The sequence below is a fragment of the Methylobacterium carpenticola genome, assembly GCF_042748905.1.
GTDB lineage: Bacteria > Pseudomonadota > Alphaproteobacteria > Rhizobiales > Beijerinckiaceae > Methylobacterium > Methylobacterium carpenticola.
Map to the genome: position 1 here is coordinate 3,268,401 of NZ_JBHZEO010000001.1, position 22,213 is coordinate 3,290,613.

The window sequence follows — 22,213 nt, forward strand, 5'->3', positions numbered from 1 at the left end:
ATGCAACCGCCCGCCTCACTCGGAGCGCTCCCGCAGCAGGATCTCGATGCGCCGGTTCTCGGCGGCCAGCGGATCGGCGGCATTGCGCGGCTGGCGGTCGGCATAGCCCTCGACGCGCTCGATCCGGCTCTCCTGCACGCCGCCGCGGATCAGCATGTAGGCGGCCATCTGCGCGCGGGCGCTCGACAGGCGCCAGTTGTCGTAGGTGTCGGACTTGAAGGGCCGTCCGTCCGTGTGGCCGCGCAGGACGAGGCGCCCCGGCCGGCTGCTCACGATCTTGGCGATGCGCTCCAGCGCCTTGACGACCTTGGCCTGCGGCTCCGCGGAGCCGACGCCGAACATGCTGAAGTTCAGCTCGTCGGTGACGCTGATGAGCACGCCCTCGCCCGTGCGCCGCACCTCGATCTTCGGGGCCGGCGAGGCGGTGCCGAGGGGCTGGACGGCCTTGGCGATCTCGGCCTTCAGCTCGGCCGCCGCGGCGTCCGCCTCCGCCGATTTGGCATCCGGCGCCTTGACCTCGGCCGCCTTGCCCTCCGGCATCTTGTCCTGAAGCTTCGCCTCGACGGGCTTGGTCTCCGTGGGCTTGGCCTCCGTGGGCTTGGCCTCCGGCTTCGTCTCCGAGGCCTTGGCGGCCTTCGTCTCCGGCGGCTTGATCAGGTCGGCGATCTCCTTGGGCAGCAGGTCGGAGCCGGCCCGGGCCTCCCGCACCGTCGCCTTCGCGTCGATCCGGGTGTCCCGCGGGGGCTTCGCCACCGTGTTCACCGGGCCCGGCACCTCGGTGCGGGCCTGCGGCAGGGCGGGCACCTGCCAGTAGAGCGGATCGAAGGGATCGCGGGCCGCCTCGCCGCCGGCGAGGCCGGGGCGGCCGGATTCCCCCGGCATCGCGTCGGCCATCGCCGTCTCGCTCTGCTGGTCGGCCTCGGCGGCGAGCTTGGCGAGGACCGCGTAGGGATCCTGGAACAGGGCCGATTCGCGGGTCTTGCCCGCGGCGCCCCCGGAGGCCGCGGCCTCCTTGACCTTCTCCTCGCTCTTGCCCTTGCTCTCGCCGCTCCTCGCCTCGGGCTTGCCCTCCTCGCCGCTCTGGCTGGCCTCGCCCGTGGGATCCCGCAGGCCCTTCTTCTCGGGGGAGGTCTCGGACAGCCGGATCGGGTTGAAGTAATCCGCGATGGCGGCCTTGGTCTCCTTGCTGGTGGAGCTCATCAGCCACATCACCAGGAAGAGCGCCATCATGGCGGTCATGAAGTCCGCGAGCGCGATCTTCCAGGCGCCGCCGTGATGGCCGTCGTCGTGGTCGCCATGGCGGTGGATGATGATGATCTCGTGGTGGTCGGCCATGTCACGGGCTCCCGAGGGCGTCCGACAGCAGGCGGCTCCAGGCCGAGAGCTGGGTCTCGATCACGGTGTCCTGCGCGCTGACGGTCACGTCGGCCGTCCCGGCGGGGGTGAAGGCGATGCCGTCCGCGAGTGGGCCGAGGGAGGCGGCGAGCGCCGTCAGCAGGTCGGACGGCCCGCTCACGCGGATCGCCGGATTGGCCCCGTCCGCGAGCAGCCGCGCGATCGCCTCGCGCAGCGATGCCACCGCCTGGGCGCGCAACGCCTCGCCGATGACCGGGCCGAGCAGATGGGCGACCCGGTCGGTGAGCCGGGCTTCGAGGTCGCGCAGCGCCGCGGCCACGCCCTCGGCGAGCACCCCGGCCTCCCGCTCCGCCCAGTCGCGGCGGGATTCCCGCATCTGCTCGTCGGCGATGGCCTGGGCCTCCGCCAGGGCCGCTTCGAGGGCCTGCGCGGTCTCGGCGGCGGCCTGGGCGCGCCCCAGGCGCCGGCCGCGCTCCTCGGCCTCGCGCAGGAGGGCGTCCCGGTCCTCCGCGGGTTCCGGGGCCGCCGCCGCGGCGGCCCGGACGGGCATGTCCGGCTCGGCCGCGCGGCGGGCGGCCCGCAGCAGCACCGCCAGGGGCTCGGGCTCGGGCTCGGACGAGGCCGCGGCGGCCTCGGCGGAGAAGTCCGGCAGGTAGCGGGCGAAGACCGCCGACATCAGGCCGCCTCCTCACGCATGAGCCAGCGCTTGAGGATGTTGGCCGCCTGCTCCTCGTCGAACTCGATCATCTGCTCCAGCTTCTTCTGCGGCGACGAATGCAACTTGTTGGTGAGATCGTCGATGAGGCTCGCCATGACGGGGGCGCCGAGCTGCGGCGCGCCCGGGGCGCCGCCGGCCGCGATCGCCGCCGCGGTCTCCGGACTGATGAGGCCCGCCGCCGCGGCCGCCTCCGCTTCGGCCAGCAGCGCGACCTCCGCCGCGGCCTCCGCCGTCTGCTCCTGCTCGATCGCGGGGACGTCGAGGATCGCCCGCAGGGCCGGCCGCAGGCCGAACCAGATCAGCAGGGAGGCGACCACCAGGATCGTCGCGGCGTTGATGAGCGTCGCCGACTGGCGCATCAGCACCTCGGTCAGGCTGAGCGGCGGCACCGGCTCCAGCGGCTGCCCGTCGTTGACGAAGCCCACCGCCGCGACCTTGACGTGGTCGCCCCGGTCCTTGCTGAAGCCGGCCGCCGAGGCGACGAGCTGCTCGATCTCGGCGACCTGCGTCTCGACCCCGTTCGGGGCGTTCGGCCCGGCGAGGGCCGTGAGCCGCGCCTTGTTCACGAGCACCGCCACCGAGATCTGCTTGATCCCGTAGCCGTCGCTCACCGTCTGGATCGTCTTCGAGGAGATCTCGTAGTTGGTCAGGTCCTCGCGCTTCTGCGACTCGCTGCTCGCCGTGTCGTTGCCGTCCGAACGGGTGCGCTGGTCGGGCAGGTTCTGCTGGGCCGAGGTCGGCCGCTGCGAGCTGCGGTTCTGAGAGTTCTCGTTCTCGCGCGTCGCCTTCACCGAGCGCTCGACCCGCTGGTCCGGGTTGAAGATGGTCTCGTTGGTGCTCGTCTTGTCGGTGTTGAGCCGTGCCGCGACGCTCACCTCGAAGTTCCCGACCCCGAGATAGGGCGTCAGGGTGCGGCGGATGTTGTCCTGGATCTCGCGGTTCACGACCTTTTCCAGGCTCGCCATCTTGCCGGTGGGCGCGTTGGCGACGTCGTCGCCCGACAGGAGCAGCGTCCCGTCGGTGCCGATCACGGTGACGCGCTCGGGCTTCATGCCCGGAATGGCCGAGGCGACGAGGTGGCGGATCGCCTGGGCGCCGCTGGTGTCGTCGGCGGGCTCGGTGCGCACCACCACCGAGGCGGAGGGCGGCTGCTGCTCGCGCCGGAAGGAACCGCGGTCGGGCAGCACGATGTGCACCCGGGCGGCGCGCACGCCCTTCATGGTCTGGATGGTGCGGGCGATCTCGCCTTCGAGCGCCCGCACCCGCGTCACCTCCTGCATGAAGGAGGTGAGCCCCAGCGAACCGAGATCGTTGAACAGCTCGTAACCGGATTTCGAACTCTGCGGCAGGCCCTTCTCGGCGAGCAGCATGCGCGCCTGGGCGGTGTGGCCGTAGGCGACGAGCACGGCGGTGCCGTCCGAACTCACGTCGAAGGGAACGCCCGCATCCTTCAGCACCGAGCCGATGCGGCTGATGTCCTCGCGGTTGAGCCCCGTATAGAGCATCTCCTGCGCCGGACGGCTGAGGTAGTAAGCGCCCAGCCCGACCGCCAGGAACACCGTCAGCCCGATCACCCCGAGCGCGGCGAGGCGGCGGGCGCCGAGTTCGATGATGTTGTTCCACAGCCTCTCGGCGTGCTCGCGACCGGACATCAATGAACCGCTCTCAAGGATGGGGGGCCTGATCGAAGGTCATCTTGCGGGCCAGCCTTGCGCGGAGGTTGCGCGGGCGAGGCCGGCAAGAAGCCGGGGCATGAAACGGCGAAGCCCTTCCGGCCCGGCTCCGGGCGGAAGGGCTCCTGACGCAGCGCAGCCGTCGCCGCGCTCAGAAATACGATCGCACCAACCCGCTCACGAGCAGGTTCCAGCCGTCGATCAGCACGAAGAACAGCACCTTGAACGGCAGCGAGATCACGGTCGGCGGCAGCATCATCATGCCCATCGACATCACCACCGTGGCGACGATCATGTCGATGACGAGGAAGGGCAGCGCGATCAGGAAGCCGATCTCGAAGCCGCGGCGCAGCTCGGAGATCATGAAGGCCGGGATCAGGATGCGCAGGTCCACCTTCTCGCCGGCCTCGGCCTTGGGGAAGTTGCGGCTGGCGAGATCCGCGAAGGTCTGGAGGTCCTTCTCGCGCACGTGGGATTGCATGAACTCGCGGAACGGGTCGGCGACCTTGCCGAAGGCCTCCTCCTCGCTGATGCGGTTCTCGGTCAGGGGCCGCACGCCCTCCTGCCACGCCCGGTCGAAGGTCGGGGCCATGACGTAGAAGGTCATGAACAGCGACAGGCTGACCAGGAACAGGTTGGCCGGCGTGGTCTGGAGGCCGAGCCCCGAGCGCAGGAAGGACAGCGCCACCACGAAGCGGGTGAAGCTCGTCACCATCACGAGGAGGCCCGGCGCCACCGACAGCACGGTCAGCAGGGCGACGAGCTGGATGATGCGGCCGCTCGCGGCGCCGTTGCCCGGCGGCAGCAGGGCGTCGAGGGCCGGCACGCCGGTGGCACCGGATTGCTGCGCCAGGGCCGCCCCGGCGACGAGGAGCGGCAGGGCGAGGCCGAGAAGCCCGGCGGCGGCGGGAAGGAAGCGTCTCATCGAAGGGGTTCCGCGGCGCTACTGGACGATCAGCGTCTCGACGACGAGTTCGCGTACGGCGCCTTTGGTCCGCAGCTGCACGCGCTCGTTGAGGTCCTCGCGCAGGTGCTGGAGACCGCTCGCGCCCTCGACCTGGGCCAGGGAAACGGTGCGCAGATAGGCGAGGATGTCCTGGCGGATCTCCGCCACGGCGATGTCCGGGGTCTGGATCGCGCCGGTCTTGTAGATGATGGAGCCTTCGAAGCGGATCCAGGTGTCGCCCGAATCGGCGAGGTTGGAGACGAGCGGCCCGACACTGCGCGTGCTGAGGTCCCCCGTATAGGCGAGGACCTTGGTGGCCTTGTCGTGCTCCTCCTGCTTCTTGGCATCGACCGCCTTCTCGACGGTCGACAGGAAGTAGTAGCCGAGCGCGCCGCCGGTGCCGCCGGCGACGAGGGTCAGCAGGGCCAGGATGGCGATCCAGCCCTTGCCCTTCTTGGGCTCGCCCTTGGGATCGGTCTTGCTCGCGGCCATGGCGCGGTTTCCGGTTTCCGGGAGCCCGGAACGGGCTGCCGTCCGCCGTGTCTTGGCTTGCGGAGCTTGCGCGAGGCAGGTCTGCCCGGGAGCCGGCCGGTCCGGTTTCCGGACCGGTCGTCCTCGGGCCGGATCAGAACGGCGTCACCGTCTCCCAGACCCGCTGCCCGTAGGTGGGATCCTGCACGTCCGTGATCCGCCCGCGGCCGCCGTAGGAGATGCGCGCCTCGGCGATCTTGTCGTAGTCGATGGTGTTCTTGCGCGTGATGTCGCGGGGCCGGACGATGCCCGCCACGGTGAGCACGCGCACCTCGCTGTTGACGCGCACCTCCTGCGAGCCGCTGATCAGCAGGTTGCCGTTCGGCAGGGTGTCGGTGACCACGGCGGCGACCGACAGGCTCAGGTTCTCCTTGCGGTCGATGGTGCCGTTGCCCTTGGTCTCAGTGCCCGAGCGGATGCCCGCATCGGCGGTCGCCGAATCCTTGGCGGCCGAGACGCCGTAGCTGAAGTCGAAGCCGAGGCTGGACTTCTGGCTGCGCGAGCGGTCGGTGGCGTTGTCGAACTGCGCCTTGTCGTTGATCGAGATGCTGACCGTGATGACGTCGCCGACGTTGCGCGCGCGCGGGTCCTGGAACAGGTCGGAGGCCCCGGGCGCCCAGGTCGAGTTGTAGCTCCGCCGGGGCACGGCCGCGAAGCTCGCGGGCATCGGCTCGCGCGGCACGGCGAGGCCCGTGCCGATCGGCGTCAGGAGCGGCGGGCGTCCGATCGGGTCGAGGGGCTGGGCGCAGGCGCCGAGGCCTGCCACGGCCGCGCAGGTGAGCAGGCGCTTCATCAGGATTTCTCGTCGGGCTTGGGTTTCTTGGTGGCGTCCGTCATCTTCCGGGCGAGCTGGGCGCCGCGGGAGGCCTCCATCTCGCTCAGGATCGTGCTCGCCGCGCGCACGCTGAGCTTGGAGAGGAGCGCGGCGGCGGCCTCGTCGGGCATGTTGGCGAGCTGGAGCGCCGCGGCGTCGGGCTTCATCTTGGTGTAGATCGCGACCACCGCCTCGTCGGCCTTGGCCAGGAACTCGTTGCGCCGCCGCAGCCACTCCTCGTACTCGGCGCGCTTGGCCTCGAGCCGCTGGATGCGCTCCTCGACCTGCTTGTCGAGGGCGATGAGCGTCTCCTTCTGCCACGCGAAGCGCGCATCCGCCGCCGCATCGGCGATGCCCGCGCAATAGCCGCCGGGAGCCTTCGCGGTGGCTGGCGCCGCCGCGGGGGCCGCGGCAGCCGGATTGGCGGTCTCCTGGGCCTCGCCCCGGCCGCAAGCGAGACCGAGAAGGCCGAGGCCGAGGGCGAGGCGGAGGCGGCGCCTCATCATTGCACGACGAGCTCCGCCTGGAGGGCGCCGGCCGTCTTCACGGCCTGCAGGATCGAGATGATGTCGCTCGGCTTCAGGCCGATCTGGTTGAGGCCCTTGACCAGGGTCTGGAGGTCGGAGCCGCGCAGGATCGCCACGTGGCGCTGCTGCTCCTGGGCCGCGACCTCGGTGCGCGGCACCACCGCCGTCTGCCCGCGGGAGAAGGGCTCGGGCTGCGAGACCTCCGGCGTCTCGGTCACGCGCAGGGTGAGGTTGCCCTGCGTGACCGCGACCGTGGAGATCTGGACGTTGCGCCCGATCACCACCGTGCCGGTGCGCTGGTCGACCACCACCCGGGCGGGGGTGTCCGGCTCGATGGTCAGGTCGCCGATCTCGGCGACGAAGCGGGTCTGGGCGATGGACGGCGGCTTCTGCAACTCCACCGAGCGCTGGTCGCGCGCCAGGGCGACCCGGCGCCCGAAGCGTTGCAGCGCGTAGGCGTTGATCGCGTCGCCGATGAGGATCGAGGTCTTGAAGTCGGGATTCTTCAGTTCGAGGACGAGCTGCGGCAGCTGCTGGAAGGAGCCGGGCACCTGGCGCTCGATCAGGGCCCCGTTCGGGATGCGGCCCGCGGTCGGCACGCCCTGCGTGATCGACTCGGCCTGGCCCGCGACCACGAAGCCCGAGACCGCCATCGGCCCCTGCGCCGCGGCATAGACCTGCCCGTCGCCGCCCGAGAGGGGCGTCATCAGCAGGGTGCCGCCCTTGAGGGAGGTGGCGTCGCCGAGCGAGGTCACCGTGACGTCGATGCGCGAGCCCACCGTCGAGTAGGGCGGCAGGTCCGCGGTCACCATCACGGCGGCGACGTTGCGGGTGCGCAGGCGCGAGTCGCGCACGTTCACGCCCATGCGGTCGAGCATCGATTGCAGGGATTGCTCGGTGAACTGCGCGTTGCGCAGGGTGTCGCCGGTGCCCTGGAGGCCGGTGACGAGGCCGTAGCCCACGAGCTGGTTGTCGCGCACGCCCTGGAGCGTGGCGATGTCCTTGATGCGCGTGCTCCCGGCGGCGAGCGCAGGAGGGGCGGCAGGGAGGGCGGCGGCGAGCAGGGCGGCGAGGAAGGCGAGGAGCCGGACCATCAGCGCGCCTCGCCGATCCGGATGCGGCCGTCGCCCTGGACGGTGCCGCTCACGATGCGCCCCGTATCGGAGTTGCGGATCCGGATCACCTCGCCGAGGCCGCCGTTCTGCAACGGCGTGCCCAGGGTGGTGATGACGAGGCCGTTCTCCTCGAAGATCATCTGCGCCGGGGTGCCCCGGCTCACCAGCCGCGGGTCGTCGACGGCGTTGACCGGCACCGGCTCGCCCGGCAGCAGGGTGCGCCGGGCCACCCGTCCGACGATGGCGAGCGGCGCGTCGATCACCGCGAGGCGCGCGCGGAAGGTTGGCGGGAACGCCTGCTGGCGCAGCATCGTCTCCTTGATGACGTCGCCCGGATAGACCGTCACGACGGGCACCGGCAGCACGATGTCGTCGGCGAGGCGGGCCGGCTCGGCCGAGGCGGCCCCGGCGAGGCAGGCCAGCCCGGCCGCCGCGGCGAGCGCGAGGGCGCGCCGGATGAGTCTCGTCATGATCGTCATGATCACACCCTGACAGCGAGGACCGGACGGAGCGGACGACGCGCGCCGTCCCTCCCCGCCCGGGGAAGACCGCGCCGCCGCGTCCGGCTTGAGGCGTCCCCGGCGAGGCGGATTCCTCCGGCCGTCGGAGCGGTGAACGGAACGGGAGACGGTCGCCGCCGCACGGGCGGCCTCGTCGCGCTCCGCATCGTTCCGCCGGCCGAAGCGGTCACCGGTTCGGCGGAGACAACGATGCGAAACCAAGAACCTAAGCAGGATTGCTCCATGCCATTCTGCTTAGCGGATGCCCTTCGACACCGTGCCGGCCATCTCGTCGGCGGCCTGGATGACCTTCGAGTTCATCTCGAAGGCGCGCTGGGCGGTGATGAGGTTCGTGATCTCCTTGACCGGATCGACGTTCGAACTCTCGAGATAGCCCTGCTGGATCTTGCCGAAGCCGGTATCGCCCGCGACCCCGGTGACGGGCGCGCCCGAGGCCGCCGTCTCCCGATAGAGGCCGTTGCCGAGGGGTTCGAGGCCGGATTCGTTGGCGAAGTTCGCGATGGTGAGCTGGCCGAGGAGCTGCGGGTTCGCCTGCCCGTCGACTTTGGCGTAGACCTGCCCCGACTGGTTGATCACGACGTCGACCGTGTTGGCCGGGAACAGGATCGCCGGCTCGACGGTGTAGCCTTCGAGGGTGACGAGCTGCCCGTTGCTGCCCTTGTTGAAGGAGCCGGCGCGGGTGTAGTTCGTCTCGCCGTTCGGGTTGGTGATCTGGAAGTAGCCGCGCCCGTTGATGGCGAGGTCGAGGTTGTTCGAGGTCTGGGCGAGCGGCCCCTGCCGGTGCAGGTTGCGGATCGCCGCGGCGCGCACGCCGAGGCCGAGGAGCGCGCCCTCCGGCACCGCCTCCTGGCCGGTCTGGTTCGGCACGCCCTGCTGGCGCTCGGCTTGGTAGAGCAGGTCGGTGAACTCCGCCCGCGCTCCCTTGAACCCGGTCGTGTTCAGGTTGGCGACGTTGTTGGCGATGACTTCGAGGTTGAGCTGCTGGGCATTCATGCCCGTGGCGGCGATCGCGAGCGCTCTCATGTCGGCAACGTCCTTCAGATCGCCATGCGGCTGATTTCGAGATAGGCGGCCACGACCTTGTCGCGGATGGCGATGGCGGTCTGCAGGCTCTGCTCGGCGGACATCACCGCCTCGACCACCTGCTGGGTGGAGGCCCTGCCCTGGAGCCCGGAGATCGCCGCGGCCTCGCCGGCCTTCAGGTTGTCGCGCATGCCGGAGGCGAGCTGCGCCATGACATCGCCGAAGGCGGGACCCGCCGGGGCCGCGGCGGCGCCCGTGCCGAGGGCGCTGCCGAGGATGCCCGAGCTGGCGGAGGTGGCGGAGACCGGGCCGGCCCGGTCGATCAGCGCATTCAGGGATGCGACGGCCTCGATCATGGCGGCAGCCTCAGGTCTTCAGAAGGTCGATGACGCTCGCCACGAGGGCGCGGGCCTGCTTGATCATCTGCAGGTTGGCCTCGTAGGAGCGGTTGGCCTCGCGCATGTCGGCCATCTCGATGAGCACGTTGACGTTCGGGAACTTCACGTCGCCGTTCGCGTCGGCGGCGGGGTTGCCCGGGTCGTGCTCGACGCGGAAGGCGGACTTGTCCGTCCCGATCTCGCGCACCTTCACGCCCGCCGCGCCTGCGGCGCGGTCGAGTTCGGTGCGGAAGGTGATGGTCTTGCGCTGGTAGGGGTCGGCGCCCGGCTCGGCGGCGGTCGACTGGGCGTTGGCGATGTTCTCGGCCACCACGCGCAGGCGCAGGGACTGCGCCTCCATGCCGGCGCTGGCGAGCCGGGTCGAGATCTGCAGGGGGTCGATCATCAGACCTTCACGCTCGCCATCAGCATGCGGTGGAAGGCCTTCGTCACGGCCGTGTTGAGGTTGAAGTCGCGCGCGATGTCGTTCGACTTCAGCATCTCCTGCTCGAGGCTGACCGTGTGGCCCTCGGCGATGGCGTCCCAGCTGTCGGCCGGCTTCACCTTGACGGTGGGCGCGCCGGTGGCCGCCTGCATGTGGCCCCGCCGGGTCGTCGACATCTCGATCCCGGTCCGGGCGAGCACGTCGGAGAAGGGCGCGACGTCGCGCGCCCGGTATCCGGGCGTGTCCGCGTTCGCGATATTGCCCGCGACCGTGGCCTGCCTCACGGAGAGGTGTTTGGCTTGCCGCGAGGCGAGGTCGAAGAGATAGACGCCGCTCACCGTCAGGTCCTCGGAACGATCCAGTGATCCGAGGTCTAGGGGCGCTACCTTGTCCGAGGCTGGCGGCAAGCTTGCCGCCGCGAGGTCACGATACGACGCGCAGAGGCTTCTCCAGCACCCGCAGCACCTGCGCGAGATCATGCCCGCGCTTGAGGATCCGCCCGGTCTCCGCCACCACCGCGTAGGCGCCCTGGCGGCGGGCGAGGCGCGGATCCTTCTCGATCCGGTAGAGCGGCCGCTCCGAGGTGCGCCGGTGGATCGAGAACACCGCCTTCTCGCGGGTGAAGTCCATCGTGTAGTCGCGCCACTCGCCGGCCGCGACCATGCGGCCGTAGAGGTTCAGGATCTCGCGCAATTCCGTGCGATGAAACGAGACCGGCGGCGGGGTCGCGGATCGGGGGAAGGGAATGACCCGGGTCTCCGCGCCCGGAATCCGACTGTCGGCCGTCTCTCCCTCGCTCATCGCTCCTCCTGGCTCAGGGCGGGCAGCGCCCGCGTCCGGTGCATGATGGGATGCGCCCCCCGGCCCCGCAAGAGCCCGCAAAGCGGCGCCGTCAACCGGGCGCGAACAGCGTCCCGCGGAGCGGGCCTGGACGACCGGAGGGCGAGCGAAAGCCAAGGCCGCGGCGACGCAGACGTCGCGGCGGCTCAGACGTCGCGGAGGCGACCGCAGGCGTCCGAGGCCAGGCCTAAAACCAGGCGAGCGCTCCGAAGCGCTTGCCCCGGAGCGACGATTGCCGGCTTCGCACACGGCGTCGGCCTCCGGCCCCCACGGCCGTGCCGCCACGGGATGGCCATCTTTCCGCCCGCATCGCGCCCTCCCCCGGCCGCGATGCGGTGCCATCGGTTAACGGACCTCTCGGCCGGGCCCGTCGATGATCCCCGTCCCGGGCCCCCGCGGCCCCCGGGGTTCGGCGGCGGAGCCGGCCTCCCCCAGAGGTTTCGAGACCCTACCTTCAGACCGCCTCCCCGGAGCGCGGTCTTTTTTTGACGGGGCGGGTGGATCAGGCCTCGGGGAGGGCTCGCCCGTCGGCGTGGTAGGAGCGGTTCGGGCGCATGTCGACGGCCGAGGCCATGCGGTTCGACATGTTGAAGAAGCTTGCCACCGCGGCGATGTCCCAGATGTCCCGGTCGGTGAACCCGGCATCGCGCAGGACCTCGCGGTCCTCCTCCTCCACCGTCCAGGGCGCCTCGGTGAGCGCCACCGCGAAGTCGAGCATCGCCCGGTGGCGCGGCGAGAGGTCGGCGGCCCGGTAGTTCATGGCCAACATCTCGCCGAGCACCGGATCGCCCGAGAGGGTGCGGACCGCCGCGCCATGCGCGGTGAGGCAGTAGTAGCACCGGTTGAGGCTCGACACCGCCACGGCGATCATCTCGCGCTCCAGCTTCGACAGGCCGGAGGGCGCCAGCATCAGGTCGTTGTAGAAGGTCGCGAAGGCGTCGAGCTTGGCGGCATCGTGCGCGTAGGCGAGCAGCACGTTGGGCACGTAGCCGATCTTCTCCCGGCACTTGTCGAAGTAAGCCACGAGATGCGGCGGCAGCTCCGCCGCGGGATCGAGGTCGAGGGCCATCACGACCCCGTCGACCTCCTGCGGCCGCGGCGACTCGCCGACATCCGGCTTGCCGCCCCGCTTGCCCCCGGATCTTGCGGCCGCAGCGTCGGCCGCCGCGGGTCCGGCCGCCGCGGACTCGGCTGGCGTGGCCTTGGCTCCGGTGGCCTTGGCTTCCGTGATCTTGGCTCCGGTGGCCTTGGCGGCCCCCGATCTGGCGCCCTTCGGCTTGGCGCTCGCGGATTTGGCTTCCCTGGACTTGGCGTCGGCCATATTCCCTCTCCCTGTGGGCAGGTCCGAAGCTATAGGGCGAGGGACCGGAAGGGGCGAGACGGGTTGCGGGCCGCCAAGGTCTGTGCCACCCGTCGCGCGCCGAGCCCCGCGGAGGAACGAGCCGTGGACCTGTCGACCGCGACGCCCGAAGCCAAGGCAAGCCGCACCGACCTCATCGCCGCCGCCGTCGCGGTGGCGGAGCGCCGCCAGGAGACCGGAGGATTCGTCCGCGACCTGTTCGGCCGGGTGCCGCCGGAGGATCTCAACCCCTACGCCGCCGAGACCCTCGCGGATCTCGCGGCGGCCGCCCGCCAGCACCTCGCCGCGGCGCGGCTCGACGGCGCCGGATCGGACATCCGGCTCAACGACGTGGTGGTGGAGCGCGACGGGGGCCGCCGCGACGTCACCGTGCTCGAAGCCGTCAACCCCAACCGGCCCTTCCTGCTCGACTCGACGCTCGCGGAACTCGTGGCGCGGGGCTACGAGCCGCGGCTCGTCGCCCACCCGATCCTCGCGGTCGAGCGCGCGCCCGACGGCGCCCTCCTGCGGGTCGCGGGGGAGACCACCGCCAACGGTGCGGCGACGCTGAGCCGCGAGAGCTTCATCCACATCCATCTCGACCGGATCGACGACGAGGCCGAGCGCCGGAGCCTCGTCACCAGCCTGACCCAGGTCTACGCGGACGTGGCGGTCGCCACCGACGACCACGCCGCCATGCAGGCGCGCCTCGACGACGCGGCCGCCACCTACGCGTCGGGCCCGCCCCTGCCCGAGGGGGAGATCGCCGAGGCCTACGCCTTCCTCGACTGGATCCGGGACGACCAGTTCACCTTCCTCGGCATGCGCGAGTACCGGCTCGCGGGAGAGGCCGAGTATCGCGCCGTGCCGGAGAGCGGGCTCGGCCTCCTGCGCGACGCCTCCCTCGAGGTGCTGCGCCGCGGGCGCGGCATGGTGGCGATGACGCCGGAGATCCGCGCCTTCCTGGAGCGGCCCGAGGCGCTCATCATCACCAAGGCGAGCCTGATCTCGCGGGTACACCGGCGCGCCCATCTGGACCTGATCGGCGTCAAGCTGTTCGGGGCGGACGGCCGGGTGGCGGGCGAACTGCGCATCGTCGGGCTGTTCGCCAGCACCGCCTATACGAGCCGCGCCGAGGAGGTGCCGTATCTGCGCCGGAAGGTGGCGCGGGTGGTGGCCGAGGCCGGCCTCGACCCGACGAGCCACGCGGGCCGCTCGCTCCTCCACGTGCTGGAGACCTATCCGCGCGACGATCTCTTCCAGATCGACACCGATCTCCTGCGCCGCTTCGCCCTCGCCATCGTGTCGCTCGCCGAGCGGCCCCGGGTGCGGGTGCTGGCCCGGCCGGACAAGTTCGGGCGCTTCGTGTCGCTCCTCGTCTACGTGCCCAAGGACCGCACCGACGCCGCCCTCCAGAAGCGGATCAGCGCGCACCTCGCCGCGCGGCTCGGCGGCCACATCTCGGCGGTCTACCCGGATTACCCGGAGGGGCCGCTCGCGCGCCTGCACATCATCATCGGGCGGCGCGAGGAGACCCCGCCCGAGATCGACCCGCAGCAGCTCGAGGCCGAGGTGACGGGGCTGAGCCGGACCTGGGCGGACGGGCTGCGCGACGCGCTGGCCGGCACCATGGACGGGACCCGCGCGCGGGCGCTCGGCGCCTATTACGCGGAGGCGTTCCCGGCGGGCTACCGGGAGGCCTATGCGAGCACGGAGGCCCTCTCCGACATCGCGATCCTGGAGCGGATCTCCGCCGAGCGCTCGCGGGCCGTCGACCTGCACCGCCGGCCCGGCGATCCGGAGACCCGCATCGGCCTCAAGGTGTTCTCGCGCGGCAGCGCGCTCCCCCTCTCCGAGCGGGTGCCGGTGCTGGAGAATCTCGGCTTCCGGGTCATCGACGAGCGCACCTTCCTGATCGGCCGCGCGGGCGCCCCGGAGGCGGAAGGCATCTGGCTGCACGACATGCTGCTGGAGCGGGCCGGCGGGGGGGCGATCGATCTTCCGGCGGTGGAGCGCCCGGTCGAGGCGGCCCTGCTCGCCATCGCCCGCGACCTCGCGGAATCCGACGCCTACAACCGTCTCGTGCTCGAAGCCGGGCTCGGCTGGCGCGACGTCGCCCTGATGCGGTCGCTCGGCCGCTACCTGCGCCAGCTGCGCATCCGCTACGGGCAGGACTACCTCGCGGCGGTGCTGAGCCGCCATGCCGACCTCGCCCGGACGATCGTGGACCTGTTCTACGCCCGCTTCGATCCCCGGGCCGGGGCGGACCGGGCGGCGCGCCAGGAGGCGATCCGCGCCGAGATCGAGACGGGCCTCGCGGCGGTCACCAGCCTCGACGACGACCGCATCCTGCGCCGCTTCGTGAACCTCGTGGAGGCGGCCCAGCGCACCAACTTCTTCCAGGTCGCGCATCACGGCCTGCCGCCGGACACCATCGCCTTCAAGTTCCGCTGCGCCAAGGTCGACGGCATGCCCCTGCCGCGGCCGCTCTTCGAGATCTTCGTCTATTCGCCGCGGGTCGAGGGCGTGCACCTGCGCTTCGGCTACATCGCCCGCGGGGGCCTGCGCTGGTCGGACCGGCCGGAGGATTTCCGCACCGAGATCCTCGGCCTCGTGAAGGCCCAGCAGGTCAAGAACGCGGTGATCGTGCCGGTGGGCGCCAAGGGCGGCTTCTTCCCCAAGCGCCTGCCCGCGGCCTCCGACCGGCAGGCCTGGCTCGCGGAGGGCACCGAGAGCTACCGGATCTTCATCCGCACCCTGCTCTCGATCACCGACAACATCGTGGGCGGCGCCATCATGGCCCCGGCCGACACGGTGCGCCACGACGGCGACGACGCCTATCTCGTGGTGGCGGCCGACAAGGGCACCGCCACCTTCTCGGACATCGCCAACGCCATCTCGATCGAGACGAAGCACTGGCTCGGCGACGCCTTCGCGTCGGGCGGCAGCCAGGGCTACGACCACAAGGCCATGGGCATCACCGCCCGCGGCGCCTGGGAGGCGGTGAAGCGCCACTTCCGCGAGATCGACATCGACATCCAGAGCGAGCCGGTGACGGTGGTGGGCGTCGGCGACATGTCGGGCGACGTGTTCGGCAACGGCATGCTGCTGTCGCGCTGCCTCAAGCTCGTGGCCGCCTTCGACCACCGCGACATCTTCCTCGACCCGGATCCGGACCCGGCGACGTCCTACGCCGAGCGCCGCCGCCTGTTCGAGCTGCCGCGCTCCTCCTGGGCCGATTACGACCGCGCCAAGATCTCGGCGGGGGGCGGGATCTTCCCGCGCTCGGCCAAGACCGTGCCGCTGTCGCCGCAGATCCGCGCGCGCCTCGGCTTCGACCGCGCGGAGGCGACGCCCGCCGAGGTGATGCAGGCGATCCTGAAGGCTCCGGCCGACCTCCTGTGGTTCGGCGGCATCGGCACCTACGTGCGCGCCTCGGGCGAGAGCGACGACGAGGCCGGCGACCGCGCCAACGACGCGATCCGCATCACCGGGGCCGACCTGCGCGCCCGGGTGGTGGGCGAGGGCGCCAATCTCGGCCTCACTCAGCGCGGTCGCATCGAGGCGGCCCGGCGCGGCGTACGTCTCAACACCGATGCCATCGACAACTCGGCGGGGGTGAACACCTCGGACGTCGAGGTGAACATCAAGATCGCGCTGACCACGCCGGAGCGCGACGGGCGCCTGGGGCCGGAGGCGCGCAACGCCCTCCTCGCCGGCATGACCGGCCAGGTCGCCGACCTCGTCCTGCGCAACAACCAGCTCCAGACGCTGGCCCTGTCCCTGGCCCAGCGCCAGGGCGCGGGGGAGAACGGCTTCGCGGTGCGGCTGATGCAGGCGCTCGAGGCCGAGAACCGCCTCGACCGCTCCGTCGAGTACCTGCCCTCGGACGCGGCGCTCGCCGAGCGCACGCAGGGCAACGAAGGGCTGACGCGGCCCGAACTCGCCGTGCTCCTCGCCTACGCCAAGCTGTCGCTGAAGGACGCGCTCCTCGACAGCCCGGTGCCGGACGATCCCTACCTCGCCCGGGAGCTGGAGCGCTACTTCCCACCGGTGCTGCTGGCCCGCTACCCGGACGCGGTGGCGAGCCACCGGCTGCGCCGAGAGATCATCGCGACGGGGCTCGCCAACGCGATCATCAACCGGGGCGGGCCGACCCTCGTCAGCCGGCTCTCGGACGAGACCGGGGCGGAGGCGCCCACCGTGGCGGCCGCCTACGCGGTGACGCGGGACGTGTTCGGCCTCATCGACCTCAACAAGGCGGTGGACGGCCTCGACGGCGTGATCGCGGGCGATCAGCAGCTCGCCCTCTACGCCGAATTGCAGGACCTGCTGCGCCAGCGGATGGTCTGGTTCATCCGCAACACCGATCTGGCGGCCACCGAGGGCGGCATCGACGCCGTGGTGACGCGCTACCGCGACGGCGTCGCGGCAGTGGCGGGGGCTCTCGCCGAGGTGCTGCCGGCCGCCGCCCGCGAGGCGCTCGCCAAGCGCACCCGCACGCTGATCGACCAGGGCGTGCCGGAGGAGCTGGCGGGCCGGCTCGCGGCCCTGCCCGAACTCGGCGCGGCCCCGGACATCGTGCGGGTGGCCGAGGCGACCGGGCGGGCGCCCGCCTCCATCGCGGCGACCCACTTCGCCCTCGAGGACCTGTTCCGCCTCGGCCCCCTCACCCGGGCGGCCCGCGGCGTGCCCGTCGCCGACACCTTCGACCGCATCGCCCTGGAGCGGGCGGTGGCCGGCATCGCCGCGGCCCACCGGGCCCTCACGGCGGAGGCCGCCGCCACCGGCGAGCAGGGCCAGGCGGCGGTGGAGCACTGGAGCGCGGCCCGCGGCGCCTCCCTCGGCCGCATCCGCACCGCCGTGGCGGCGATCGCCGCCTCCGGGCTGACGGTGTCCAAGGTCTCGGTCGCCGCGAGCCTGCTCGCGGATCTGACCCGCTCGTGACGGGCGCGCCGGATTTCGACGAGACCTTTCGCGAGCATCTCGCCGATCTCATCGCGTGGCGGCGCGACGTGCGCCGCTTCCGCGGCGAGCCGGTGCCCGAGGCGGTGCTGACGGAGTGCCTGTCCCTCGCCTGCCTCAGCCCCTCGGTCGGCAACAGCCAGCCCTGGCGCTTCGTGCGGGTGGCGGAGCCGGACCGCCGCGCCGCTATCCTGGCGAATTTCGCCCGCTGCAACGAGGCCGCCGCCGCGCGCTACCCCGACGAGCGCGCCGCCGCCTACCGGCGCCTGAAGCTCGAAGGCCTGCGCGAGGCGCCGGTGCATCTCGCGGTGTTCTGCGACGAGGGGACGGAGGTCGGACACGGGCTCGGCCGCGCGACCATGCCGGAGATGCTGCGCTACTCGGTGGTGCTGGCGATCCACACCTTCTGGCTCGCGGCGCGCGCCCACGGCATCGGCGTCGGCTGGGTCTCGATCCTCGATCCCGACCCGCTCACCGCGCTCCTCGCCGTGCCGGCGGAGTGGCGTCTCGTCGCCTATCTGTGCGTGGGCTACCCGCAGGAGGAGCACGCGGATCCGGAGCTGGTTCGCCACGGCTGGCAGCAGCGGCTCTCCCCCCGGAGCCTGCTGGTCGAGCGCTGAAGGCGCCGGGAGCCTTCGTCAGGCCCGCGGCGCGGCGCCGATCGCGATTCCGGTGAAGGTCTGGTTCAGATGGATGGCGCGGTACTGCTCGCCGCGCGTCTCGAACCCGATGACGTTGTAGCGCCGGTAGAGATCGGACAACCGGTGGCGGACCTGATGCAGCTCCGCATCGAGCCGGCGCAGCACGCAATCGAAGCCGATCACGAGGTCGAGGCCGCCGAGCGCCGAATCGAGGCGGGCGAGCTCGTCATGCGTGGTCGCCACCAGATCCTTGCGCCCGGCGAGCGTCAGCACCACGCCCTCGTCGATGGCACAGAGGAAGCTCAGGGAGCCGTCCGGGTTGAGCCTGTGGATCGAGCGGCAGAAATAGTCGCCGCCCACGCGCACCGCGAGGGGGTTCGCCGCGAAGACCGTGGGGGTGAGCATCTCGGGCTGGAGGCCGAGCGCTCGCGCGTATTCCGCCGCCGCCGGCTCCGCATTGAGTTCCCGCACGGTGCGGTTGCCCGCATCGGTCTGGGTCACCACGAACTTGACCGCGCGCGGCTCCAGGTTGTCGGTCTTGAACACCTCGATCGGGTGGTCGGTGCCGACGATGAGCAGGATCGCCGCCCCGTGATGCACCTGCCCGTCATGGATCAGGGCGGTGTTGGCATCGGTGAGCGCGTCGCCCGCCGAGCCGCCGACGAGCGGGATCGCGTCGAGGCCGAAGGCGACCGCCGAGGTGACGCGCTCCTCCGCCAGGGTGAGGCCGTCGATGAGCGAGATCGCGAAGCGCTGGGCGCAGCCCTCCCCGCCCCGGTCGAGCCGCATGCGCAGATCCCGCACCGAGGCCACGGCCGCCTCGACGTCGAGGCGCTCGATGCCGGTCAGCACGGCGGAGACGACCCGGAATCCCTCGCGCGGGAAGGCCACCACGACGAGGCCCCGGTCGAGGCCGCCCGCCGGGCTGATCTCGCCCGAGGAGGTGCAGCCCGCCACGCCCACGCCGGGGAAGCGATGCGCCAGGGCGGCGCTCACCGCGGCGGCGCCGTAGGAGGGCGAGAAGAATACGAGAAGCTGCGCGACCCGCGCGCCGTCGATCGCCGCTGCGATCTCCGCGACCGCATCCTCGGCCCGCGGCTTCTGCGACCATGCCGTCTGGACGCCGCAGAGATGCGCGCGCCCCCGCCCTCCGTTCACCACAGGACGCCTCCCTCACCATCGGCCGTGGACGGCCGCCCGGGCCCGTTCGGGGAACCCGTTCCGTTTGCCCTACGCTGCGTCAGATCGACCGGCGCGGCAAGAGGTGTGCGGTCGACACGGCGTCACAGGCGCAGACGAGCGGCGCCGCGTCCAACGCGGAAAGCCGCCGGTCCGGAGATGGGACGGCGGCTTCAACCCGACGATGCGCAATGCCGCCCTCAGGCGGCCTCGGCGAGCTTCTTCTCGATCTCGCGCTTCAGCAGGCGGGCGTTCTGGGACAGGTCCTGCTCGCCGGCCTTGACCAGGAACGCATCGAGACCGCCGCGGTGCTCCACCGAGCGCAGCGCGTTCGCGGAGATGCGCAGGCGCACGGAGCGGCCGAGCGTGTCCGAGAGGAGCGTGACGTTGCACAGGTTCGGCAGGAACCGGCGCTTCGTCTTGCGGTTCGAGTGGCTCACCAGGTGGCCGGTGAGCACGGCCTTGCCGGTAAGCTCGCAGCGACGCGACATAGTCTCAATCCTTCACAATCCGATAGGCCACGGGCCGCTTGACGCTCACGCCGGGCGCTGGAGAAGCGACCGCGGCGGCGACCGGACCGCGCGAAAGCCAGGAAGGCTCGGGCCTATAGGGGAGAGAGGGTGCGTCCGTCAAGCGTGAGGGCGCGCCGGACAGGCCTCTCCCCGGATGCGAGACGAACCGTTAACCTTAAACTCGTCACGATGCCGCGCGATTCCCGCGGATGACGGCCCTCGGGCCCATGTCCCCTCAGAACGGTCTGTCCCCATGCGTGCGAAGCCCCTCCTCACGGCCCTCCTCGCTCCGGGCCTTCTCGGGCTCGGGCCGGTGGATCCGGCCGCCGCGGCGCGGGCGCGGGCCGCCGCCACGGCGGTGAGCGTGGATTACGGCATCATGCTGGCGGGCGTGCCCATCGGCACCGCGCAGATGACCGGGGCCATCGAGGGCACGCGCTACAAGATGGATGTCACGGCGAAGCTCACCGGTCTCGTCGGGGCGATCACCGGCGGCTACGGCGCGGGCCGGTCGGCCGGGCAGGTGGCGGGCCGGCCGGTCCCCGGCAGCTTCGCGGTGGCCTCGCATTCCTCCAGCACCTCGATCACGGTGCGCATGGCGCTGACGCGCGGCAACGTGGTGGCCGCGGAGATCACTCCGCCCCTGCTGGTCGATCCCGAGCGGGTGCCCGTGGAGGCCTCCGCCAAGCGCGCGGTGGTCGATCCGGTGAGCGCGCTGCTGATGCCCGCGCAGGGCCGGGGCGACCTCATCGACCCGGAGAACTGCAACCGGGTGATCCCGGTCTTCGACGGCGCGAGCCGGTTCGACGTGATCCTGAGCTACGGCGAGACCCGGCGGGTGGAGAAGCCGGGCTATGCCGGGCCGGTCCTCGTGTGCAACGCGCGCTACAAGCCGATCGCCGGCCACCGCCCGGACAAGCCGGGCGTGAAGTTCATGGAGGACAACACCGACATGTCGGTGTGGCTCGCCCCCGTGGAGGGCGCGCGCGTGCTCCTGCCCCTGCGCATCTCGGTGCGCACCCAGCTCGGCACCAACATCATCGAGGCGACCCGCTGGACGCAGACCGGCGCGGGCGCCCCCCCGACGCAGGCGGCGGCCGTGGCGCAGTGATCTCGCCCGCTCAATCGCCGCCGTCGGGCGCGTCGAGCGCCGCCCGCGCCGCCTCCGGCAGGGCGTAGGATTCCGCCGGTCCCGGGAAGCGGCCGGCCCGCACATCCTCCGCATAGGCCTCCAGCCCGGCCTGGAGCAGGCCGTAGCCGTCCACGTAGGTGCGCACGAACTTCGCCTTGCGGCCGGGCAGCAGGCCGAGCAGGTCGTGCAGCACCAGCACCTGCCCCGAGCAATCCGGCCCCGCCCCGATGCCGATGGTCGGGATCGTCAGCGATTCGGTGATCCGCGCGGCGAGTTCGGACGGGATGCCTTCGAGCACCAGGGAGAAGCAGCCCGCATCCTCCAGCCGCCGGGCGTCGTCGATGATCCGGCGCGCCTGCGCCACCGCGCGGCCCTGCACCTTGAACCCGCCCATGGCGTTCACGCTCTGGGGCGTGAGGCCGAGATGGCCCATCACCGGGATCTCGCAGGAGACCAACGCCTGCACCACGGGCACCCGCGCCACGCCGCCCTCCAGCTTCACCGCCGCCGCGCCCCGCTGCAGGAAGCCGCCCGCGTTGCGGATCGTGTCCGCGAGGTCGAGGTGGAAGGTGAGGAACGGCATATCGGCCACCAGGAGGGCCCGCGGGCGCGCCCGCGCCACCGCCTCCACGTGGTGGTTCATCATCGCGAGGCTGACCGGCAGGGTGTTGTCGAAGCCCAGGCAGACGTTGCCGACGCTGTCGCCCACCAGGATCACGTCCACCACCGGGTCGACGAGCCGCGTCATCGCGGCATCGTAGGCCGTCACCATCACGATGCGGCGCCCCTCCGCGCGCCACGCCTGCAACGTCGGGATGGTGACGGGCGGCGCGGCGGAGGGCGCCGGGGTCGCGTCGGGATGGTGGCTCATGGCGTAACCTCCGGTTTGGCGGCGGGCGGCGTCAGGCCGAGGCCGATCGCCGTCACCACGGTCTCGATCTGCCCGCGCAGCACGGGCTCGCTCAGCGTCATCAGCTTCTCGTCGAGGCCGAGGCTGACCATGCCGTGCGTCGCCGAGAACAGGCTGCGGGCGAGGAGCGCGCGCGGCTCCTCGCCGAGGTCCGGCCGCAGCACGGCGAGCGGCGCCTCGATGTGGCGGAACAGGCGCACGCGCTCGCGCACGAACCATGCGGGCGGGGCCGTCTCCATCCGGTGCTGGAACAGGGCGCGCCAGCGGGCCGGATGCTCGATGGCGAAGCGCAGGTAGGTCGCGGCGAGCCGCACCAGATCCTCGGTCGCGGCAAAGCGGTCCGGCGGCACGGCCACGCCGCCCTCGCCCGTCGCGGTGCGCACCGCCGTGATCGTGGCCTCGAACAGGTGCAGCGTCCGCAGGTTCACGCTGAGGATGAGCGCGTCGAGATCGGGGAACACCGTGTAGATCGCGCCGAGCGCGCAGCCGACCGTGCGAGCAAGGTCCCGCGCCTTGAGGGCTTCGAGGCCCCCGGCCGCGATCGTCGCCTCCGCGGCGTCGATCAGCGCGACCCGCAACTGCTCGCGGCGCTCCTCCGTGCTCATCCGCACCTCCGGCGTGAACGACGTTCAAAAATGCGCTTGAACAT

At 71.7% G+C, this 22,213-nt stretch carries 22 protein-coding genes; 3 read left to right on the forward strand and 19 right to left on the reverse strand.

Annotation, left to right across the window (positions count from 1 at the left end):
- Positions 1-15: 15 nt before the first annotated feature.
- The 15 genes from ACE101_RS15385 to ACE101_RS15455 all read right to left on the reverse strand — a co-directional run bounded on the left by ACE101_RS15385 (position 16) and on the right by ACE101_RS15455 (position 11,955).
- On the reverse strand, positions 16-1,335 hold the full coding sequence (locus ACE101_RS15385) for a MotB family protein (protein ID WP_379130968.1): 1,320 nt from the start codon (positions 1,333-1,335) through the stop codon (positions 16-18).
- A gap of 1 nt (position 1,336) precedes the next feature.
- Complete coding sequence (locus tag ACE101_RS15390) at positions 1,337-2,032, reverse strand: hypothetical protein (RefSeq protein ID WP_379130971.1); 696 nt, start codon at positions 2,030-2,032, stop codon at positions 1,337-1,339.
- Complete coding sequence (gene fliF / locus ACE101_RS15395) at positions 2,032-3,726, reverse strand: flagellar basal-body MS-ring/collar protein FliF (RefSeq protein ID WP_379130974.1); 1,695 nt, start codon at positions 3,724-3,726, stop codon at positions 2,032-2,034. The genes ACE101_RS15390 and fliF overlap by 1 nt, the downstream gene beginning before the upstream one ends.
- A gap of 172 nt (positions 3,727-3,898) precedes the next feature.
- A complete protein-coding gene (fliP, locus tag ACE101_RS15400) occupies positions 3,899-4,672 on the reverse strand; it encodes a flagellar type III secretion system pore protein FliP (protein ID WP_379130976.1) in 774 nt (257 codons plus the stop codon).
- 18 nt (positions 4,673-4,690) lie between these two features.
- Positions 4,691-5,185 (reverse strand): flagellar basal body-associated FliL family protein, encoded by a 495-nt coding sequence (locus tag ACE101_RS15405; RefSeq protein WP_379130978.1) that lies wholly within the window; start codon positions 5,183-5,185, stop codon positions 4,691-4,693.
- 133 nt (positions 5,186-5,318) lie between these two features.
- Positions 5,319-6,017, reverse strand: a complete 699-nt coding sequence (flgH, locus tag ACE101_RS15410) for a flagellar basal body L-ring protein FlgH (RefSeq protein WP_379130980.1) — start codon at positions 6,015-6,017, stop codon at positions 5,319-5,321.
- On the reverse strand, positions 6,017-6,541 hold the full coding sequence (locus tag ACE101_RS15415; protein WP_379130982.1) for a MotE family protein: 525 nt from the start codon (positions 6,539-6,541) through the stop codon (positions 6,017-6,019). The genes flgH and ACE101_RS15415 overlap by 1 nt, the downstream gene beginning before the upstream one ends.
- Positions 6,541-7,659: a flagellar basal body P-ring protein FlgI gene (gene flgI, locus ACE101_RS15420; protein WP_379130983.1), complete on the reverse strand. Its 1,119-nt coding sequence runs from the start codon at positions 7,657-7,659 to the stop codon at positions 6,541-6,543. Before flgI ends, ACE101_RS15415 begins: the two co-directional genes overlap by 1 nt.
- Positions 7,659-8,150: a flagellar basal body P-ring formation chaperone FlgA gene (gene flgA / locus ACE101_RS15425; protein ID WP_379130985.1), complete on the reverse strand. Its 492-nt coding sequence runs from the start codon at positions 8,148-8,150 to the stop codon at positions 7,659-7,661. The genes flgI and flgA overlap by 1 nt, the downstream gene beginning before the upstream one ends.
- A 285-nt stretch (positions 8,151-8,435) precedes the next feature.
- Positions 8,436-9,224 carry a flagellar basal-body rod protein FlgG gene (gene flgG, locus ACE101_RS15430; protein ID WP_379130987.1) on the reverse strand — a complete coding sequence of 263 codons (789 nt, stop codon included), beginning with the start codon at positions 9,222-9,224 and terminating at the stop codon, positions 8,436-8,438.
- A 14-nt stretch (positions 9,225-9,238) separates the two neighbouring features.
- A complete protein-coding gene (gene fliE / locus ACE101_RS15435; RefSeq protein ID WP_379130990.1) occupies positions 9,239-9,580 on the reverse strand; it encodes a flagellar hook-basal body complex protein FliE in 342 nt (113 codons plus the stop codon).
- Between the two features lie 10 nt (positions 9,581-9,590).
- Positions 9,591-10,004 (reverse strand): flagellar basal body rod protein FlgC, encoded by a 414-nt coding sequence (gene flgC, locus ACE101_RS15440; protein WP_379138709.1) that lies wholly within the window; start codon positions 10,002-10,004, stop codon positions 9,591-9,593.
- A 2-nt stretch (positions 10,005-10,006) separates the two neighbouring features.
- Positions 10,007-10,384 (reverse strand): flagellar basal body rod protein FlgB, encoded by a 378-nt coding sequence (gene flgB / locus ACE101_RS15445; RefSeq protein ID WP_379130993.1) that lies wholly within the window; start codon positions 10,382-10,384, stop codon positions 10,007-10,009.
- An 85-nt stretch (positions 10,385-10,469) separates the two neighbouring features.
- Entirely contained in the window at positions 10,470-10,847 is a 378-nt protein-coding gene (locus tag ACE101_RS15450) for a DUF2794 domain-containing protein (RefSeq protein WP_379130995.1), read from the reverse strand.
- Between the two features lie 541 nt (positions 10,848-11,388).
- Positions 11,389-11,955 carry a peroxidase-related enzyme gene (locus tag ACE101_RS15455; protein ID WP_379138712.1) on the reverse strand — a complete coding sequence of 189 codons (567 nt, stop codon included), beginning with the start codon at positions 11,953-11,955 and terminating at the stop codon, positions 11,389-11,391.
- Between the two features lie 375 nt (positions 11,956-12,330).
- Here ACE101_RS15455 and ACE101_RS15460 point away from each other — a divergent pair, with 375 nt between their 5' ends.
- Both ACE101_RS15460 and bluB read left to right on the forward strand, forming a co-directional pair.
- Complete coding sequence (locus ACE101_RS15460; protein WP_379130998.1) at positions 12,331-17,172, forward strand: NAD-glutamate dehydrogenase; 4,842 nt, start codon at positions 12,331-12,333, stop codon at positions 17,170-17,172.
- Complete coding sequence (bluB, locus tag ACE101_RS15465) at positions 17,169-17,810, forward strand: 5,6-dimethylbenzimidazole synthase (protein WP_379131000.1); 642 nt, start codon at positions 17,169-17,171, stop codon at positions 17,808-17,810. The genes ACE101_RS15460 and bluB overlap by 4 nt, the downstream gene beginning before the upstream one ends.
- A gap of 18 nt (positions 17,811-17,828) precedes the next feature.
- Here the strand turns inward: bluB and ACE101_RS15470 are convergent, their stop codons facing one another.
- A complete protein-coding gene (locus ACE101_RS15470) occupies positions 17,829-18,992 on the reverse strand; it encodes an FIST signal transduction protein (RefSeq protein WP_379131003.1) in 1,164 nt (387 codons plus the stop codon).
- Positions 18,993-19,210: 218 nt separating this feature from the next.
- Positions 19,211-19,501, reverse strand: a complete 291-nt coding sequence (gene rpmB / locus ACE101_RS15475) for a 50S ribosomal protein L28 (RefSeq protein WP_379131006.1) — start codon at positions 19,499-19,501, stop codon at positions 19,211-19,213.
- A 274-nt stretch (positions 19,502-19,775) separates the two neighbouring features.
- On the opposite strand from rpmB, the gene ACE101_RS15480 reads away from it, so the two are divergent.
- A complete protein-coding gene (locus ACE101_RS15480; protein WP_379131009.1) occupies positions 19,776-20,633 on the forward strand; it encodes a DUF3108 domain-containing protein in 858 nt (285 codons plus the stop codon).
- A 10-nt stretch (positions 20,634-20,643) separates the two neighbouring features.
- Here ACE101_RS15480 and panB read toward each other — a convergent pair whose 3' ends face one another.
- Both panB and ACE101_RS15490 read right to left on the reverse strand, forming a co-directional pair.
- A complete protein-coding gene (panB, locus tag ACE101_RS15485) occupies positions 20,644-21,525 on the reverse strand; it encodes a 3-methyl-2-oxobutanoate hydroxymethyltransferase (protein ID WP_379131012.1) in 882 nt (293 codons plus the stop codon).
- Positions 21,522-22,169: a TetR/AcrR family transcriptional regulator gene (locus tag ACE101_RS15490; RefSeq protein ID WP_379131015.1), complete on the reverse strand. Its 648-nt coding sequence runs from the start codon at positions 22,167-22,169 to the stop codon at positions 21,522-21,524. The genes panB and ACE101_RS15490 overlap by 4 nt, the downstream gene beginning before the upstream one ends.
- Positions 22,170-22,213: the final 44 nt, after the last annotated feature.

Bases quoted from the DNA above. Each gene is read 5' to 3' on its own strand.
- ACE101_RS15385 (WP_379130968.1), bottom strand. From the start codon at position 1,335: ATGGCCGACCACCACGAGATCATCATCATCCACCGCCATGGCGACCAC.
- ACE101_RS15390 (WP_379130971.1), bottom strand. From the start codon at position 2,032: ATGTCGGCGGTCTTCGCCCGCTACCTGCCGGACTTCTCCGCCGAGGCC.
- fliF (WP_379130974.1), bottom strand. From the start codon at position 3,726: ATGTCCGGTCGCGAGCACGCCGAGAGGCTGTGGAACAACATCATCGAA.
- fliP (WP_379130976.1), bottom strand. From the start codon at position 4,672: ATGAGACGCTTCCTTCCCGCCGCCGCCGGGCTTCTCGGCCTCGCCCTG.
- ACE101_RS15405 (WP_379130978.1), bottom strand. From the start codon at position 5,185: ATGGCCGCGAGCAAGACCGATCCCAAGGGCGAGCCCAAGAAGGGCAAG.
- flgH (WP_379130980.1), bottom strand. From the start codon at position 6,017: ATGAAGCGCCTGCTCACCTGCGCGGCCGTGGCAGGCCTCGGCGCCTGC.
- ACE101_RS15415 (WP_379130982.1), bottom strand. From the start codon at position 6,541: ATGAGGCGCCGCCTCCGCCTCGCCCTCGGCCTCGGCCTTCTCGGTCTC.
- flgI (WP_379130983.1), bottom strand. From the start codon at position 7,659: ATGGTCCGGCTCCTCGCCTTCCTCGCCGCCCTGCTCGCCGCCGCCCTC.
- flgA (WP_379130985.1), bottom strand. From the start codon at position 8,150: ATGACGAGACTCATCCGGCGCGCCCTCGCGCTCGCCGCGGCGGCCGGG.
- flgG (WP_379130987.1), bottom strand. From the start codon at position 9,224: ATGAGAGCGCTCGCGATCGCCGCCACGGGCATGAATGCCCAGCAGCTC.
- fliE (WP_379130990.1), bottom strand. From the start codon at position 9,580: ATGATCGAGGCCGTCGCATCCCTGAATGCGCTGATCGACCGGGCCGGC.
- ACE101_RS15450 (WP_379130995.1), bottom strand. From the start codon at position 10,847: ATGAGCGAGGGAGAGACGGCCGACAGTCGGATTCCGGGCGCGGAGACC.
- ACE101_RS15455 (WP_379138712.1), bottom strand. From the start codon at position 11,955: ATGGCCCTCGACCTCGATCCCGCGGCGGAGCTGCCGCCGCATCTCGTG.
- rpmB (WP_379131006.1), bottom strand. From the start codon at position 19,501: ATGTCGCGTCGCTGCGAGCTTACCGGCAAGGCCGTGCTCACCGGCCAC.
- ACE101_RS15480 (WP_379131009.1), top strand. From the start codon at position 19,776: ATGCGTGCGAAGCCCCTCCTCACGGCCCTCCTCGCTCCGGGCCTTCTC.
- panB (WP_379131012.1), bottom strand. From the start codon at position 21,525: ATGAGCCACCATCCCGACGCGACCCCGGCGCCCTCCGCCGCGCCGCCC.
- ACE101_RS15490 (WP_379131015.1), bottom strand. From the start codon at position 22,169: ATGAGCACGGAGGAGCGCCGCGAGCAGTTGCGGGTCGCGCTGATCGAC.